At 56.0% G+C, this 17299-nt stretch carries 18 protein-coding genes, 1 tRNA gene and 1 other RNA gene; 3 read left to right on the plus strand and 17 right to left on the minus strand.

Going from position 1 to position 17299, the window contains the following annotated elements; genetic code table 11:
* Positions 1–8: 8 nt before the first annotated feature.
* From YWK_RS0113090 to YWK_RS0113100, 3 genes are read right to left on the minus strand one after another with little or no spacing between them, the layout of a single operon-like run.
* Positions 9–338 (minus strand): cyclic-di-AMP receptor, encoded by a 330-nt coding sequence (locus tag YWK_RS0113090; protein WP_026965163.1) that lies wholly within the window; start codon positions 336–338, stop codon positions 9–11.
* A gap of 20 nt (positions 339–358) precedes the next feature.
* The gene (gene tmk, locus YWK_RS0113095; RefSeq protein WP_156909147.1) at positions 359–1030 is read right to left on the minus strand and encodes a dTMP kinase; all 672 of its coding nucleotides are present in this window, start codon (positions 1028–1030) and stop codon (positions 359–361) included.
* The gene (locus YWK_RS0113100) at positions 1017–2405 is read right to left on the minus strand and encodes an aminotransferase class I/II-fold pyridoxal phosphate-dependent enzyme (RefSeq protein ID WP_169727182.1); all 1389 of its coding nucleotides are present in this window, start codon (positions 2403–2405) and stop codon (positions 1017–1019) included. Before YWK_RS0113100 ends, tmk begins: the two co-directional genes overlap by 14 nt.
* A gap of 269 nt (positions 2406–2674) precedes the next feature.
* Between YWK_RS0113100 and YWK_RS0113105 the strand changes: the two genes are divergently transcribed.
* Positions 2675–4102, plus strand: a complete 1428-nt coding sequence (locus YWK_RS0113105) for an NAD-dependent malic enzyme (RefSeq protein ID WP_026965166.1) — start codon at positions 2675–2677, stop codon at positions 4100–4102.
* 86 nt (positions 4103–4188) lie between these two features.
* Here the strand turns inward: YWK_RS0113105 and YWK_RS0113110 are convergent, their stop codons facing one another.
* Together YWK_RS0113110 and ytaF are read right to left on the minus strand one after the other, a co-directional pair.
* Positions 4189–4359: a sigma factor G inhibitor Gin gene (locus YWK_RS0113110; protein ID WP_156909148.1), complete on the minus strand. Its 171-nt coding sequence runs from the start codon at positions 4357–4359 to the stop codon at positions 4189–4191.
* 182 nt (positions 4360–4541) lie between these two features.
* A complete protein-coding gene (gene ytaF, locus YWK_RS0113115; protein WP_026965168.1) occupies positions 4542–5162 on the minus strand; it encodes a sporulation membrane protein YtaF in 621 nt (206 codons plus the stop codon).
* A gap of 119 nt (positions 5163–5281) precedes the next feature.
* On the opposite strand from ytaF, the gene YWK_RS19890 reads away from it, so the two are divergent.
* Positions 5282–6928 carry a putative polysaccharide biosynthesis protein gene (locus YWK_RS19890; protein WP_084453705.1) on the plus strand — a complete coding sequence of 549 codons (1647 nt, stop codon included), beginning with the start codon at positions 5282–5284 and terminating at the stop codon, positions 6926–6928.
* A gap of 3 nt (positions 6929–6931) precedes the next feature.
* Here the strand turns inward: YWK_RS19890 and YWK_RS0113125 are convergent, their stop codons facing one another.
* The 12 genes from YWK_RS0113125 to YWK_RS0113175 form a co-directional block, all read right to left on the minus strand.
* Positions 6932–7198: a pro-sigmaK processing inhibitor BofA family protein gene (locus tag YWK_RS0113125; protein WP_026965169.1), complete on the minus strand. Its 267-nt coding sequence runs from the start codon at positions 7196–7198 to the stop codon at positions 6932–6934.
* A gap of 69 nt (positions 7199–7267) precedes the next feature.
* The gene (locus tag YWK_RS19895) at positions 7268–7570 is read right to left on the minus strand and encodes a DUF2508 family protein (RefSeq protein WP_051375579.1); all 303 of its coding nucleotides are present in this window, start codon (positions 7568–7570) and stop codon (positions 7268–7270) included.
* 103 nt (positions 7571–7673) lie between these two features.
* Positions 7674–8273 (minus strand): recombination mediator RecR, encoded by a 600-nt coding sequence (gene recR, locus YWK_RS0113135; protein ID WP_026965170.1) that lies wholly within the window; start codon positions 8271–8273, stop codon positions 7674–7676.
* Positions 8274–8275: 2 nt separating this feature from the next.
* Positions 8276–8587 (minus strand): YbaB/EbfC family nucleoid-associated protein, encoded by a 312-nt coding sequence (locus YWK_RS0113140; protein WP_026965171.1) that lies wholly within the window; start codon positions 8585–8587, stop codon positions 8276–8278.
* An 8-nt stretch (positions 8588–8595) separates the two neighbouring features.
* A complete protein-coding gene (dnaX, locus tag YWK_RS0113145) occupies positions 8596–10266 on the minus strand; it encodes a DNA polymerase III subunit gamma/tau (RefSeq protein ID WP_026965172.1) in 1671 nt (556 codons plus the stop codon).
* A gap of 92 nt (positions 10267–10358) precedes the next feature.
* Entirely contained in the window at positions 10359–11438 is a 1080-nt protein-coding gene (locus YWK_RS19900) for a two-component system sensor histidine kinase NtrB (RefSeq protein ID WP_084453714.1), read from the minus strand.
* A 151-nt stretch (positions 11439–11589) separates the two neighbouring features.
* An RNA gene (gene ffs, locus YWK_RS21545) (signal recognition particle sRNA small type) lies at positions 11590–11689 on the minus strand.
* 84 nt (positions 11690–11773) lie between these two features.
* Positions 11774–11863 (minus strand) — tRNA-Ser (locus YWK_RS0113155).
* Complete coding sequence (gene tadA / locus YWK_RS21110; RefSeq protein ID WP_051375590.1) at positions 11850–12326, minus strand: tRNA adenosine(34) deaminase TadA; 477 nt, start codon at positions 12324–12326, stop codon at positions 11850–11852. Before tadA ends, YWK_RS0113155 begins: the two co-directional genes overlap by 14 nt.
* A gap of 41 nt (positions 12327–12367) precedes the next feature.
* The gene (locus YWK_RS0113165) at positions 12368–12679 is read right to left on the minus strand and encodes a late competence development ComFB family protein (RefSeq protein ID WP_026965174.1); all 312 of its coding nucleotides are present in this window, start codon (positions 12677–12679) and stop codon (positions 12368–12370) included.
* 141 nt (positions 12680–12820) lie between these two features.
* On the minus strand, positions 12821–14788 hold the full coding sequence (gene acs, locus YWK_RS0113170) for an acetate--CoA ligase (RefSeq protein ID WP_026965175.1): 1968 nt from the start codon (positions 14786–14788) through the stop codon (positions 12821–12823).
* 203 nt (positions 14789–14991) lie between these two features.
* The gene (locus YWK_RS0113175) at positions 14992–15900 is read right to left on the minus strand and encodes a LysR family transcriptional regulator (protein ID WP_026965176.1); all 909 of its coding nucleotides are present in this window, start codon (positions 15898–15900) and stop codon (positions 14992–14994) included.
* Between the two features lie 119 nt (positions 15901–16019).
* Between YWK_RS0113175 and YWK_RS0113180 the strand changes: the two genes are divergently transcribed.
* Complete coding sequence (locus YWK_RS0113180) at positions 16020–17126, plus strand: citrate synthase/methylcitrate synthase (protein WP_026965177.1); 1107 nt, start codon at positions 16020–16022, stop codon at positions 17124–17126.
* The last annotated feature ends 173 nt before the right edge of the window (positions 17127–17299 follow it).

Here is a 17299-nt window from a genome sequence, read left to right on the forward strand (position 1 = left end):
ATATCTCCTTAGAACTGTTCAAACTGTTCTACGTCAATGACAAATACAGTTGCACCGCCGACTTGCACACTGACTGGATACGGGACGTACGATTCCAGTTGGCTCCCCATGGGAGACATCGGGGTGACGACTTGTTCGCGAGATCGGCAACTGGACTGGATGAGGTCCAACACTTGTGGAACCTTGTCTTCCGTCGTGCCAATCATGAAAGTCGTGTTGCCCGCGTGGAGAAAGCCGCCGGTACTCGCCATTTTGGTGGCTCGAATGCCTTCCTTGACGAGATTTTGGGCGAGGCGCGGGCTGTCTTTGTCCTGGACAACCGCAATAATCATCTTCACGGGTAACACACCCCCCTGTTTCATTCCAGGTCTACATAACGATTCGCCACGATGTTCCAAATCTCCTGCTCTAGCCGTTCCGGTGAAGCCGTCGCGTCCAATACCACCACCCGTTCGGGCTCTGCAGCCGCAATGCGGAGAAACTCCTGGCGAACCCGTTGAAAATACTCGGCATCCCGGCGTTCAATCCGGTCTGGAGCGGATCCGCTTCGGGCATGCAGGACGCGAGACTGACTTTCTTGGACGGGGAGGTCGAACAAGAAGGTCAAGTTGGGCTTTAGATCTTCCGTCGCGAAGCGATTCAAGCGAGCGACTTCCTCGCTGCCGAGCCCCAAGCCCGCCCCTTGGTATGCAAGACTGGCATCGACATAGCGGTCGCAGAGTACGACGTCTCCGCGCTCCAACGCCGGTCGTATCACTTGATGCAGCAGCTGCGCGCGGGAAGCAGCGTACAGCAGCGCCTCCGTCCTGGGCGACAGCGCCGTGTGCTTCGGGTCTAACAGAATTTCCCTCAGTGCGTTGCCAATTTCCGTGCCACCAGGTTCACGCGTCATCACCACGCGCAACCCCTGTGCTTGAAATTTATGTAGTAAGCGTTCAATCTGTGTGCTCTTGCCCGCTCCATCTAACCCCTCAAAGGTAATGAACAATCTCCTCTGCACTCCTGTCACATCAGATTTATGTCGTTTCATCTTGCAGCACGGCAATCAGCCCGTCTCGCATCCCATGGATGTCACTGTGCATGTCGGACAACGCCGTCAACATCTGCACACACGGTTCGTCCAGTCGCTGTCCAGGCACCACCACCGGTACCCCCGGAGGATACGGTGTGACCATGCCCGCGGAAACTCTGCCGAGTGCCTTTTGGACGGGCACCCATTCGGCTGGCTTGCCGAATGCGCGACGTGGGCGGATGGCCAGAGTGCCCATCTGCTCCAATTCGTACGGGACGAAGCCCGTTGCCCTCGACGTGGGTGTCTGTTGCAAGACGCGATTCACAACGGAAAGGTATCTCGACACTTCCGCACGCGTAATCCCGAATCCAAAAACCGACAGTACGCCGAGACCGTCCGCCAGTTCCACGTAAATTCCGCTCTCTTGAAGCGCAGACCGGATGGTCATACTCAGTTCCAGACTGCCAGTAGGCAGCCAATGTCGAAGCGGATCTGCAAATGGCATCTCGGATGGAAGCAGTCCTGCTTCCGCCAGCACGTTCATCGTCTCCGTTGCAACGCGCGGCCCTTCTTCGCGAAGCCACGCTTGCGCGACGTCGAGTGACGCCAACAGAAGGTATGACGGACTGGTGGTCTGCAGCGTCAGCAGCCATCGCTCCAGTGTAGCTGCCGATACCAAGTCTCCCGTGACGTGGACCCAGGCAGTTTGGGTCAAGCCAGGCAACATTTTGTGCACACTTTGAATGACGACGTCTGCCCCAGCGGCTACACTATGCTTGGGAAACGCCTCAATGAGCCCGAAGTGCGCGCCATGCGCCTCGTCGACAATCAGCGGCACCCCTTCACTGTGACAGATTTCCGCCAGAGTTGCTACGTCGGCGACAACGCCGTGGTAAGTGGGAGACGTCACAAACACGGCTGCTGTATCGGGATGCGCAGCGAGGGCCTGACGAAGGTGCTCTGGACTCGGCGGTTCATGCCGACACTGCTCTGCATGAAACCGAGAGGGCAGGAACACCGGTTCCGCATCAGCCAGCACAAGCCCCCGCCAAGCGCTTTGGTGAAACGGGCCAGCGAAAAGAACCTTCCGCCCTTCCGCGCACGCCAAAATCGCGGCCATGATGCCCGCGGAAGATCCGTTCACACTGTACAGGCACTGGTCGCTTCCGTAATACGCTGCAGTTAACTGCTGCGAAGCCAAAATGCAGCCGTCAGGCTGGTGCAGGTTGTCCAGTCCAGGCAATTCCGTCAAGTCCAGTTTGGCGGCTTGTCCGAGCCAAGTTGCGAAAGCCGACGGCAGCACCCGCCCCTGTTTGTGCCCGGGTACGTGGAGCGGTACGCGTAGCCGCTCGACTGTATGGATCAGCGCGTCGAGAATCGGTGTCTCTGCCACGTTCATAACCTCTCATCACGATGCGTATTCACGATACGTACGGACTGTGCATCATCACCCTCTATGATACAATACGGATGACATCTACGTCGGTGGTGGACAACCAAGCGCCGCGTGTTTTATCGTGAAGTCATCACATGGAGCGTTCTGCAAGAGTCTCAAACATCGGTTCGCACTGTGGTTGTCTTGCACGACTCTGGAGTGCGGCAACCGTGTGCGGCACCTGGTGTCCAGCATTCTTGTATGTCGCTAGATTGGGAGGAAACACCGTGTCGATTCAACAGACAAACGGGCTCAGCCTCATTCTCCGTTTGAAAATTCACTCCAGCTCGGCATTTAGCGAAGTCGCTTCAGCGATTGGCGAAGCCGGCGGCGACATCATCGCAGTGGACGTCATCCACGTCGGCAAGGACCACGTGATCCGCGACATCACCGTCAACGTCCACAACGAAGCGCACCGCGAGCGCGTCGTCGAATCTCTGTCGCGCCGCCCCGGTATACAAGTCATTAACGTGTCCGACCGGACGTTCCTGATGCACCTTGGCGGCAAGATTGAAGTACAACCCAAATTGCCAGTTAAAAACCGGGACGATTTGTCTCGCGTATATACCCCAGGCGTAGCCCGCATTTGTGAAGAAATTCACCGCGATCCGTCCAAGGCGTTCCAACTGACCATCAAGCGCAACACCGTCGCGGTGGTGAGCGACGGCACCGCAGTGCTGGGGCTTGGCGACATCGGTCCCGAAGCTGCCCTCCCCGTCATGGAAGGTAAGGCGATGTTGTTTAAACAGTTTGCAGGCGTTGACGCCTTCCCGATTTGTCTGAACACCAAAGACCCCGACGAAATTGTTGCCATTGTCAAGGCGATTGCGCCTGCGTTTGGCGGCATCAACTTGGAAGACATCTCGTCGCCACGCTGCTTCGAAATCGAGGAGCGACTACGCGAAGAGTTGGACATCCCTGTGTTCCACGACGATCAACACGGCACCGCCGTCGTGTTCCTCGCCGGCCTTCTGAACGCCGTGAAAATTGTCGGAAAGCGGATGGAAGACCTGCGCGTTGTCGTCTGTGGCATCGGCGCAGCGGGCATCGCGTGTACGCGAATTTTGCAGGCAGCAGGTGTACAGAACATCATCGGCGTCGATAAGGCTGGCATCATCGAGAAGAACAAGGCGTACGACAACCCCATGTGGGCCTGGTACGCGCAGCACTCGAATCCAGAAGGTCGTACCGGCAACCTGGCTGCAGCCATCAAAGGAGCAGACGTGTTCCTTGGCGTGTCCGGCCCTGGGGTCCTGAAAGTGGAACACCTGAAATCCATGGCGCGCGATCCCATCGTGTTCGCGATGGCGAATCCGATTCCGGAGATTGCTCCCGAAGAAGCGGAACCTTACGTCCGAGTCTTGGCCACGGGTCGCTCCGACTATCCAAACCAAATCAACAACGTGCTGTGCTTCCCTGGTATCTTCCGGGGCGCTTTGAAGGCGCGTGCGCGCGAAATCAACGAAGAAATGAAGCTGGCAGCCGCACATGCGATTGCAAGTTGCGTGCCAGAGGATCAGCTGAACGAGCAGTACATCGTTCCTACCGCGTTCAACACCAATGTGGTCAAAGCTGTCAGCCGAGCGGTCACAGAAGCCGCCTACCGCACGGGCGTGGCGCGCAGGGAATCTCCCCACGCATTTCCTGGCATCTAATCAGGGAAGAAGCTTTCAACCAGTAGTGCAACCGATAAATGAAAGAGGCTGCGGACAATCGCAGCCTCTTTCCCGTTTCTGCCATTCTAAGAAATGGCAGCCAACCAAATCTTCTTCATGCAGTCAATGTAATAACGATAGCGAAGGTCCGAAACATCTGTGGCCACAATGTCGCGCTCACAGTCAGCGCAGAGAAACTGGCCGCAAATGAAAATACCCGCAGGCTTATGTTCGTTGCACACGATGCAGCTGTTCATCGGCTTCTCTTCCACTCAGTATCACCAACCTAGAAAGTCAGACGCACGAACGACGTCGCTTTGCGAAACGCTCCATCAAACACGCTTGTCTATTGCGGCACTCAGCCGGGTGCGCTGGTGCGCCGAACGGAGAAAGCATGTCGGTCTACCAGTCAGTATGCCTTTCTCAAAGAGAAACTATACTACCATATCTGATGAAACCCGATGAACATCAGTAGCAGTCCCGCAACATACGTCGCTTTGTCGCCCAGCGTATTCGCAGCATATTTGCGTCCAAGATAAGCACTGATGCCAAGTAATAGATAGCTGCACACCGCGACCGCGAGCGCGGTCTCCAGGACACCGATGTGGACAGCACCCGCGTCAAAGCCTCCGGCAAGGGCATTCAGTGCGAGCGCGATGCCCAGGACGAGCGCTTCCTTGATGCTGATGGTCTGTGACCTGTCGAAGTCTGCCTCTACTGGGTCTTGCAAGATCCTCGTGACCACATTTTGCGTGGACTGAGACTTGTCGGACGAACGTTTCGGGCACCGCCTACGCCATGGTTCAAGAAGCACCCAGATGCCGACCAGCAACATGACGGTGCCCCCGGTCAGTATGGCATATCGCGGCTCTACATATTGGGTCATCGTATCACCGACCGCACCTGCCAGGTAGGTCGCAGCGCCCGATATCCCGGCAATCAGTGCGTTGGCCACCCAAGAGATTGTGATTCCGCGCGCGCCGTAGGCAATGCCAACGCCCGCGTTATCGAGGTTGGAGGCGACAGCAATAGCGACGATGGTGATGATTATGGACCCCATGCAGCACCCTCCCCACCTGACTCCATACAACTTATGTGGTATGGCTTGTTGGTGTTTCCTAGGTCGCAAGTTTGTAGGGTGTGCTATAATTGCGTTGCCGTTTTTGGGGGGTGAAGTGCGTGGCCGGTAAGAAGGGGCAAAGCCTCGCGCGTGGCACGTCGGTCATGGTATTGATGGTGACGTTGGCAAAGGTACTCGGCCTGCTCTGGATTGTGCCGTTGTCACGCCTGATCCATGAAGAGGGTATCGGTATTTACTCACAAGCGTACTCTCTGTATATCTTCGTTCTGACACTGTCTACTGCTGGATTCCCCACGGCCATGGGAAAACTGATTGCCGAAAAACTCGCATTGCGCAAATACGCAGACGTTGAGCAGCTGTACAGGATTACCATGCGCACGGTGATATTGTTCGGCCTTGTGCTGTTTTTCGTCACCTGGTTTGGCGCGCCATTGTACGGCAGCCTGACTGCCTTGAAGGAGTCCCACCAGGCACGAGACGCCCTCACGATGTCCATTCGCGCATTGGCACCAGCTCTTCTCGTGGTGCCCTTGGAGAGCGCATTGCGCGGGTACATGCAAGGTTTTCAGAAGTTGGAGCCTTCCGCCTACTCGCAAGCCGTTGAACAGCTCTTCCGAGTCGCAACCATCGTGATTGGCGCTGATTTGGTGATGAGTGCAGGCGGAAGTGTCGCTGCTGGTGCGGCGGCCGCCACATTGGGGGCGTTTGTGGGCGCGCTGGCTGGTGTGATATTGCTGATTTTTTCAGTCATCCCGATGCGGCGGCGATTTCTGGTGCGCGTAGCCAAGCAACAAGCGCAGCTCACACAACGAGAAGCGCTGCGTACGCTGATGAAGTACGCTTTGCCAGTGAGCCTGGGATCGCTCGTGGTCCCCATATCAGGCATGGTCGACTCACTGACCATCACGAACTTCCTCATGCTCGCGGGTGACAGCTACACAGCGGCAAATGCGGCCTACGGTATTTTCTCACGACAAGCCATGCAGCTCATTCAGTTGCCGCTCGCGTTTGCCATGGCGCTCGGCGTCTCGGTCCTACCGGCCATCGCTGAGGCAAACGCCGTCCGCAACCAGACTGCCGTGGAAATAAGGATACGCACAACAATACGCTCCATGATGTTTATGACACTCCCTGTCGCAGCCACTTTGTTGGTGCTCGGACGCCCACTGGATCAATTACTGTCCGGAGACACCAAAGGTGCTGTGATTATTTCCAGCGTCTGCTTCATGGGGATCTTCAGCAGCTTGGAGCTGATCTCCACGTACATGCTGCAAGGACTGGGCAAAATGTATCGCCCAGTCCGGAACATGTTCATTGGCGTGGTCGTCAAGATTGTCATGAACTTGGTGCTCATCCTGCCATTTCACATCATCGGCGCTGCCATCGCCACAACACTCGGCTACCTGGTGTCAACGTCGTTGAACGTGTCGGCCGTTCGCAAGTACTCCAATGTGCACTTCTCAGTATGGAAACTCAGCGCTCCACTGATCCTGGCGTCCATCGTCTGTAGTGTGGGGCTGTTCATCGGCGACAAGGTGGGACTGGCACTCGCGGGCGACTTCACATCGCCTGACGTGAAGGCCCTGATTGAGGTGATCTCTGGCATTGCCGTTGGGGGGGTCTTGTACCTCGCGTCAACCCTGTGGTTTCGCGCTGTGTCCCCGTCCGAGCTGCAGCGTATCCCGTTCGTCGGCCGTCGGCTGTCACCGTTGGCGCAGAGAATGCAGCGGCGTAGATCCGCTTGAAGCTCAGATAAACCACGCCTTCAAAACCACGAGTGCAGCAACGCCAGGTATGCCAAGGAAGCCGGCGGTCAAAGCGGTGATGGGATTAAACGGGAGATGAAACTGAAAGTATCCGCCAATCCAGTTGACGGCGAGTACAAACAGGCATCCGAGGACGGCGCTTTTCGCCAACTTCCAGAACATCTGTCCGGGATAGCGCACGAATTGCGAAACGACGTAAACGCCCGCTAAGAAAAGTCCAATTCCAATCAGCAGTTGTTGCTGAGTCATGGCTCGTCCGCCTCCTGTCGCTACGAATCTATGCAGAGTGACCCGTGGCTAGAACACAGGTTCCGCACATCAATCGTTTTCTGACCAATACCACTGGATCCCATCAAGGGAGAGATTCCACCTCCGAGCCAGTTGGAACAGGTAGCTGAAGTGGCGCTCTGCTGCGCCTAGGCGGAACACAATGTGATCAATCAGGAGCGGATCGGCCACGGCTTCAAACTGCTGCCGGGCAATTTCCAACTCCTGCTTGGACTTCCGGAGTGTCTGCAAAAACGCTTCGATATCCTCTTGTGACATACTTTCCACTTCCGCCGATGAAGAAAATGCCAACGGTACCGACGTGGCGACTGACGGTCTTTGGTTCGTGTCCATCAAAAAACGTCCTCCCCCTGTCCAGAGTTAATAGATCATAGACAGGGAACAGGACGTTTATGACAAGCTTCTTGAGATTTCGCCACCATGCGCGGCTTGCCGACTACATTTGTCGCCGGCCTTCCAGCGCCTTGGCGAGTGTGACTTCGTCGGCGTATTCCAAGTCGCCGCCGACGGGAAGACCGTGTGCAATGCGAGTGACGGTGACTGCAAACGGCTTCAGCAGTCGAGCGATGTACATGGCGGTAGCTTCGCCCTCGACGTTTGGATTGGTCGCAACAATGACCTCTCGGATGTCGCTGGTTCCAATGCGCTGAACGAGCTCTTTGATTCGGATGTCGTTGGGACCAATGCCCTCCATCGGAGAGATGGCTCCGTGCAACACGTGATATCGTCCGTGAAACTCGTGCGTCTTTTCCATGGCAGCGACATCTTTTGCGTCCTGTACAACGCATAAGGATTTGTCGTCGCGGGAGGGATCTCGGCAGATGCTACACGGGCTCTCCTCCGTGATATTGCAACAAATGGCGCACTCTGTGAGCTTTTGTTTCACGTCCTGGAGCGCGGCAGCAAACTCCAACACGTCCTTTTCACTCATGGAAAGCACGCAAAACGCCAGCCGCGTGGCGGTCTTTGGGCCGATGCCAGGCAATTTCATAAACTGCTCGACCAGGCGGTTAATCGGTTCTGGAAAGCCCCACATCTTTAGAACAGACCCGGGATGTTCAGACCACGAGTATACTTGCCCATCTCCGCCTCGGTCATCTGATCTACTTTGGCCGTTGCATCCTGGAAGGCAGCCAGAATCAGATCCTGCAACATTTCCACGTCATCCGGATTGACAACGTCCTTGTCAATGGTGACCGCTGTCACCTGTTTGTGCCCAGACATCGTCACCTTCACGGCGCCTCCGCCAGCGGTACCTTCCACGGTCTTCTCGCCGAGCGCTTCCTGCGCCTTCATCAGCTCTTCCTGCATTTTCTTCGCTTGTTTCATCAACTGATTCATATTTTTCACGTCACGGGTCACTCCTCGCTGCGGATTTCAATCATTTCATCGCCAAACAACTGCCTTGCCCGTTCGACGACGTCGCTTTCTTCTTCTGGCACGCGTTCTTCCGACGCCGCCTCCGCCGTGTGCAAGCCTTGTTGGAACTTCTCCCAGTCGTTGCGGACCAGAGCAAACACTTGAACATCCCGTCCGAGCACGTGGCGAAACGCTGCTTCAATCGTCTCGCGTTCCTCCGCTTTCATCACGGCGTTTCGATGAACGGGGCTGGAGAACGCGAGGACAACGGTGTCCGGCGTCGCCAACACCACTTCCCCGTTGATGAGCCAAGCGTGCGTCTGGATGCGTCGCTGTTTGACGAATTGCAGTATAGCGTCCCACTGGCGGCGGATGATCTCTTGCTGTTGTTCGTCAGACACTTCATACAGTTGCCGCAAAACTTCCATTTTACGGCTGGCACTTGCTGATGACGCCCTTTTCCTGACCGCGGTCTGCGATGTAGTTGCGACAGACTTGCGCTCTGAGGCGGGCTGAATCCGACTTGCAGAAGAACGGCCCTGGGCCGCTGATGCTCCCCGGTTCGGCGCCTCTGCCGCTGGAGACCGCTGCGTCCCATCTGTCACCTGCAATGCTAATCCCATCAACGCAGCTTCGAGCGCGAGTCGCGGCTGGTCGACGTACCGCAAGCTTACGTAGGTCTCACCGAGTTTTTGGACGGCGGTCAGCAGCCATTCCACTGAACAAATGGCGGCGACCTCCGCGTACCCCGGCCGCGGTGCAACGCCTTCCCCGCGAGACACCTTGACGATAAACAAATCGCGAAGCAGTTGCAAGATTTCATGCACAATGCGCTGCGCATCCTTGCCCGTCGCGTACCAATCCATCAACTTGCGCAGTGCTTGTAGGACGTCTTGCTCCACCAGGTGGCGCACCAGTGCCAACAAGTCGGATGTTGCGACGCCCCCCATGACATGGGCCGCGTTTTCTGCAGTCAACACGCCCTGTCCGAACGCTGCCGCCTGTTCGAGCAAGCCGAGCGCATCGCGCAAGCCCCCGTCCGCAGCTTCTGCCAGCTTCCACAACGCTTCATCTTCATACTGCAGCGCTTCGGCCTCGCAGACCTCCCGTAAGCGTGCAACGATGACTTCTGGCGCAATGCGGCGAAAGTCGAAGCGTTGGCAGCGGGACACGATGGTCCCCGGAATTTTATGCGGTTCTGTCGTAGCCAATACGAACAACGTATGACCAGGTGGCTCTTCCAGGGTCTTCAAAAGCGCATTAAACGCTTCTGTCGTCAACATGTGAACTTCGTCGACGATGTACACTTTCCGTTTCAGTTCAGCAGGCGCGTACTGAACCTTGTCGCGCAACTGGCGGATTTCGTCCACGCCGCGGTTGGAAGCAGCGTCAATTTCTTCAACATCCACACTGTTTCCGGAGTTGATGCTCTGGCAGGCCATGCACGCGTTACATGGCTCCACCCCTTGTGGAGACATGCAGTTGACTGCCTTTGCCAACACCTTGGCAGCACTCGTTTTCCCGGTTCCACGAGGGCCTGAGAACAAGTACGCATGAGCAACCTGACCACGAGCAATGGCATTACTGAGGGTCTGGGTGACGTGCGGCTGCCCCATAATGTCGTGGAACGTCTGTGGCCGCCAAGATCGGTACAGTGCTTGATAAGACAAAGAGGCCCCCTCCTTCCCTTTAAGGTATCACAGGGACGTGGAGAGGGACAACGAATCAGTGTGTGAACAAGAGATACAATATCCGCAGGGCGTCATGAGGGCGTGTGGTCCGCCTCCTTGTCATACGGTAGGAGTACGCTGAACGTGGTTCCAAATCCTTTGGAAGAGACCCGAATTTCACCGCCGTGGTCTGCCACAATGCGTTGGCAAATGGGCAATCCCAACCCCGTTCCTTTGTCTTTGGTGGTGTAGAACGCGTCGAAAATTCTATCCATCAAGTAATACGGGATACCTGGCCCGGTGTCGGAGACATCCACGCGAACCCAAGCTCCATCCGCGGTCGCTGAAATCTTCAAGGTCCCCCCATCGTCCATCGCTTCCAGCGCATTTTTGACCAAGTTCAGCAGCACCTGCTTCAACATGTTGGAATCCGCCACGATGGAAGGAAGTTTCCCCGTGGCGCATTCAAAGTTGATGCTGCGCAGCAAAGTTTGAGACTCAATCAGCGGATACAATTCGGCGAGAATGGTTTCCATGGAACACACTGTTTTTTCCACATGATGCGGTCTCGAGAGCAACAAGAGTTCGCTTACGAGCGCGTTCACCCGGTCGATTTCCTGAAGCATGACTTGCGTGTACTGCAGTTCTTCGTTCATGTTCTGACACGCGAACCGCGTCTCCATGACTTGCAGGAATCCTTTGATGGTCGTCATCGGGTTGCGGATTTCATGAGCAATCCCCGCAGCAATCTTACCGAGGGTAGCAAGCTTGTCGGTCTTCTGCATATGTTGCTCCAGCACGGTGAAATTGCCCAGGTCTTTCATGACAACATACATCCCGTCGACGGATCCCGCGCTGTTTTCCTTTTTGAATGAGTCCATCAGCACGTGGCGAATGCTGCCATCCTCCGCCCAGGTCAGCACGTGATTTCGAAACTCGCGTTCAAACGTCACGATGGCGGAGAGGACCTGATACTCCTCTCTTTCCGGTGCAAGACATTGCTGGAGAGGCACCGCCTGACCAATCGGGACCACCACATTCAGGAGTTGTGCTGCCAAGCCATTGTACACAGTCATTTCCAGAGACTTGTTAATGAACAACACCCCAGAGTTCAACGAACCGAGTGCCTGCCAGTCCTCCCAGCTCCACTGTGGTTCCGCAAACGGCGTCATTGTGGTCAAAGCAAAGACCTCCATCGGAGTTGATGGAGGTTGATTTGGACACCTAGACGCAGACTCCTGCCCTGTCGACAAAACCTCTGGAAATACGACATACCCTGACAGAGTGCCGTACAAAACAAAAGACGCAGTCTCCGACCAAGAACCAAACCAGGTTTCCCCATGTCACCCGAAAGGTCTTCCTTAGTGCTGCTTCCGTCAGGACCTGACACGGTTCGGAAGTTTTCGCCGCATGGGACCCAATTTGGTTCCTGGTCGCAAAGTGCGTCCTTCACGTGATTTTGGATAGAAAAGGCGAGCGCCTAGCCCGCCCTTCCATCAATTGTGCTTGGCGGAGAGAGTGGGATTCGAACCCACGAGACCCTTGCGGGCCTACTCGCTTTCGAGGCGAGCTCTTTCGACCACTCAGACATCTCTCCGCGACTTTTGTCCAGCTCGGATTCCTCGGAAGAAATCCTTGAGTATCATACCACATTCCTCGCCCAAAATGCCAGAGGTGATTTCTGGATGGTGATTCCACGTGCCCGGTTGCAGCAATTCTACTTTGGACGCAATGGCGCCGCCTTTCTCATCCTGTGCGCCATAGTACACGTGGCGGATGCGAGCTAGCATGATGGCGCCCGCACACATCGGACACGGTTCGAGGGTTACGTACAAATCGCAGCCGTCCAACCGCCAACCACCCAGCCTTTTACTGGCATCCTGAATGGCAATCAACTCGGCGTGCGCCGTCGGATCTTTCCATGTCTCCCGCCAATTATGCCCTTCGCCGACAATCGCGTCCCCTTTGACCACAACGGCTCCAATCGGTACTTCACCGTGTGTTGCTGCGATTCGCGCCAGTGTCAGTGCGCGGCGCATGTACTGTTCGTGCTTGTCCATCTGAATGTTGTATCCCCTTCGTCGTCTCAGCCAAGCTCAGTTTAAGCCCCACTCTGTCCTTCTGGCCCAGTGAGCCCACTGGACTGCTTGTGTCTGGGTTTCTGAGAAACGATGCTCGACGCGAGTGCCAGCTCGCGAATCACGTCAGACTGCAACTGCGGGTCAAAATACTGCGCTTTGGCGTACATCATTCCTTCATCGGTGGACACATACCGCGAGGGGAGTCGATTGAGGGCAATGGCCATGATGTCGTCTATGCACTGCTCACACTCACAAGCAAGTCTGCCCTTGTGCAAATAGGCGTCTTCCAACATCATCCGCACCAGTGCTTCCGTTACGTTGTACAGTGCCACACAGTTCTCCGCCCTTTCCTGCGACCAAAAGAAGTGGAGGCCGCCTGTGCGGCGGCCAGACAACTTGTATGGCTTTTATTGTACACAATATTAGGGGTGTCGTCTCCGTGGAGCGACGTCAGCGACGTACGCCGACCTCACTCATTTGCTGGGAGAACCCAGATCTTGCATCAACTTCTCCAGGATGTCGTTGTCCTCCAGCCCCGTGGTATCTCCGCGCACTTCGCCGTCGCGGATCATTTCGCGCAGCATGCGCCGGATGATTTTACCGGACCTTGTCTTGGGCATGGCTTCGACAAAGTACACTTTATCCGGTCTCGCAAACGTTCCAATGTCCCGCACAATCTGTTCCCGTAACGCCTCTGCGAGCGCGTCAGAAGGTGAGTAGGACTTGTCGAGCGTCACAAATGCGATGGGTACGGCGCCTTTGATTGGGTCAGGCTGGCCCACTACCGCTGCTTCCACCACCGCAGGATGCTGAATGAGCGAACTCTCCATCTCCATGGTGCTGATGCGGTGACCGGATACGTTGATCACATCGTCTACACGGCCGAGAACCCAGAAATGTCCATCCTCGTCCCGTACCGCACTGTCACCCGTGAAGTAGGCGCCCGGAATTTGCGAGAAGTACGAAGACAAGTAGCGCTGTCGGTCGCCAAACACATCGCGCGCGAGCGACGGGAACACATTCCGAATGACAAGGTAACCCGGTGTACCGTCCGGAACTGGGTTGCCCTGTAGGTCTGTGACCTGCAGTTGGTGACCGAAGAACGGGACTCCGCAACTGCCTGGCTTCATATCCACCGCTCCCGGGATGGACGCCAACGGGGTGCCCCCGGTCTCCGTCTGCCCCCACGTGTTGTTGATGACCGCTGTGCCACCGCCGACAACCCTGCGGATCCAGTGCCACGCCTGAGGATTGAACGGTTCACCCACGGACGCCAGCAGTTGGAGCGTGGACAAATCGTATTGTTTTGCGACGTCTTCACCAAACTTCATCATCATGCGGTAGGCCGTGGGTGCGGAAAACAACTTGGTCACACCGTATTTCTCAACGATGGCGTACAGTTGCCCCTGGTGCGGAAAGTCGAGGGCGCCCTCGTAGAGAATGGTGGTCACCCCCAACGCGAGTCCACCGACCAAGACGAAAATATGCGACGTCAACCATCCGATGTCGGCCGTGTTCCAGTACACGTCCTCCGGGCCCAGATCCAGCTGGTACTTTGTGTACGCATAGGTGCCTAACAAGAAACCGCCACCCGCATGTACTATGCCTTTGGGCTTGCCACTGGTGCCACTGGTGAAAATGAGCAATCCAGGGTCGTTGCAATCCAGTGCGGCTGGCGCGCAGACGGGACTGGCCGACTTCATCAATTCCTCATAGTCGTAATCTCGTCCAGGGGTCATCGGGGTATCCAAGTCTGGAATCCGGCGGTATACCACCACGTGTTGAACGGAGTTCACGCCTTCCAATGCCGCGTCTACCGTTTCCTTGAGGCGCAAGATCTTCCCGCGGCGATAGCTGCCGTTCGTGCAAATGACCGCTTTCGCCTCCGAACTGATAATTCGTTCGCGCAAGGCCTCCGGGGAAAAGCCTGCGAATACGGTGTTGTAGACGATACCCAAGCGTAAGCACGCAAGCAGAACGACGTAGGTCTCCGCCAAGTTCTGCATATATACGCTGACCACATCCCCCTTCTGCAATCCCAGTGACAGAAGGACGTTTGCGAATTTCTGGACTTCCCGATGTAGTTGGCCGTACGTCAAAGCCTTCGAATCGCCATTTTCACTGTCGAAGAAAATGGCAACTTTGTTCTTGGTGGCCGGGTTGTTCGCGTACCTGTCTACACAGTTTTCACACACATTGATGGTGCTGCCCGGAAAAAACGCAAAATCCGGCATTTTCCCGGTCACAACCGTCGCCTTTCGTTGTTGCCACTGGAGTTCATCAGCGATGTCACTCCAGAACCCCTCAGGGTCTTTCACCGACTGCCGATATTTCGTCAGATACTCGTCCCAGGATTGAACGTACGATTTGCGGACATACGACGCGGGCGGTGCAAATTTCTCGCTCTCCGCAATCATCGACAACATGGTTTCGTTTGCCACCAAGGTCACCTCGTGTAAACGTTTTCGTCATTCGGCGCTCTAGAAAACGCCCACACATACATATTAATAATATTCTATATTTTTAAAAGATAGTAGGGGAAATATTTTGTGAGGATGGGCGTCGCCGTGCTTCAGTCGGCAAAAACGCTGAGACAGCGGCGGCATCCACGCGCTCTGCCTTGCGCAGCCGCTGCCCTCTGAACCTACTTTCGCACCGTTCCGGGCGCACGCTCATGCATGTAGTTCTGCACATACTCGGAAAAGGTACGAACCGCCATGGGCGTGACGCCGCTGCGGATGAGCAGATACGTTGCCGCCACTGGAAGGGCGAAGTCTTGGAATGGCACTTCAACCACCGTGCCGCGCAACAACTCCCGGCGCACCGTGCTGGCTGGTAGAAACGACACACCCATTTTTTCGACAATCCAGTGAATGGTCACATGCACCTGACTAATTCTCATGGTGCGAACGTCGGGATACAGCCGGCGCAAAGACACCGTCAGCGCATCCCAATACTCCGGGTGATTGTGAGTAAACACTGGGTACTCCGCGAAGAGTTCGGATGCGGACACAGGCGGACTTTCAAAGTCGGAGCCATCGGCCGGCGCAATCAAGACAATCGGATCTGAATACAGCGCAATACAGTCCAACTCTGGATGGTTGACGGCGAGCCTCGAAAACCCAAGATCACACTCCCCCGTGAGGACGGCCTGCAGCAAATTCGCAGATTCCCGGACCAGGATGGCGAACTCCGTAGCGGGGTACTCCATGCTGTAGTGTTGGATCCAACGCGGCAAAAAGGTCGTCGCCACCAATGGCGACACGGCAATCTTCACGGTTTCCTCGTAGCCCTGTCGCCATCGCAACATGTCTTCCCGGCTCGTCTCTATCGTGTCAAGTACTCGTTTGGCATGCGGCAAATACCGCCTTCCCGCCGCACTGACGCGGACTTGTCGGCCTTTGCGATCAAACAAAGCAATGCCCAGTTGTTGCTCGAGTTTTTGAATATGCAGGCTTACCGTAGGCTGTGCCAAATGAAGAATTTCTGCAGCCTTGTGGAAGTTGGCAGTCTCCGCCGCCACGACAAAAGTCTGCAACCAGTCCAGTTCCACACACGTTTCCTCCCCCGCCGTAATTGCAATTTACAATCAGAATATTCACGAATACTCATTATACATAATCATCGGATATTGGTACTCTGAAAACAAGACAATCAGGGAGGTGTCACAATATGGCACAAACCAAGGGACTCGAAGGCGTCGTCGCTGCAGAGACCAACCTCAGTCTGGTGGACGGCGAAAACGGTTACTTGGTCTACCGAGGATACTGGGCCAGAGATCTTGCCAATCAATACACATTCGAGGAAGTCGCCCACCTGCTATGGGTAGGGCACCTTCCTAACGCAGAAGAGACAGAGAGTATTCGAAACAAACTCAGGTCACACCGCACACTACCACAATACGTGAAAGAAGTCATTGACCGGATTCCGCAAGACCAGGATGTCATGAGTGTATTGCGCACGGCCGTCTCGGCGCTCGGTGTGACGCAAAACTGGCCTCCGACGGTGGATGAAGCGTTGCGCTTCGCCGGCGCGGTGCCGACCATCATCGCTTATCGGTACGCGAAATTGCAAGGAAGAACCCCTGTGGAGCCCCACCCCGACCTGGGCCACGTGGCCAACTACCTGTACATGCTGACGGGCGATGTACCCTCTGCTGACAAAGTTCGAGCGCTGGAAGCGTACCTCATCATCACCATGGAGCATGGCATGAATGCATCCACGTTTGCCGCGCGCGTGGTGACATCCACGCAGTCCGACATGGCATCCGCACTCTCTGCAGCCCTTGGCGCCATGAAGGGGCCGTTACACGGTGGAGCCCCGTCGGAAGTCATGGACATGTTGGAGGACATCGGTTCCGCCGAAAACATCGAGCCTTGGCTGCGAAGCGCCCTGGAACGCGGGGAACGGCTGATGGGCTTTGGACACCGGGTTTACAAAACGCGCGATCCGCGCGCGCTCGCACTTCGCGAAGTGGTCGAAACCATGCGCGGCGAGGACCCTTTCTTTGACCTGTCCGTCCTCGTGGAAGACACAGCCATCCGCCTACTGGACGAATATAAACCAGGCCGACGCTTGTACACCAACGTAGAGTACTGGGCCGCTGCGATTCTGCGCACGGTCAACATTCCGAAACCCCTGTACACGCCGACGTTCTCCTTGAGCCGCACGGTCGGCTGGACGGCGCACATTCTCGAACAGGCGGAAAGCAATCGACTGATTCGACCACAGTCCGTGTACGTCGGATCCATGCCTGAGTCGTACATCACCCAATCATGAGATGGGCACGCGAGAGGGCGCAAGGCCCCCTCGCCCCCGCTCCCTTCCCAGAACACGCATCCCCCCAGAACTGGCTGTACCGAAGAAAATCACCATGTCGCCGCTCGATTCTGAACTCGTCGCCGCCTCCATGCATAAGGTAATAAGTCACCTTGGGCGCAGGATCCAATCCG

Origin of the sequence: Alicyclobacillus pomorum DSM 14955 (assembly GCF_000472905.1) — a bacterium.
Classification (GTDB): Bacteria; Bacillota; Bacilli; order Alicyclobacillales; family Alicyclobacillaceae; genus Alicyclobacillus_A; species Alicyclobacillus_A pomorum.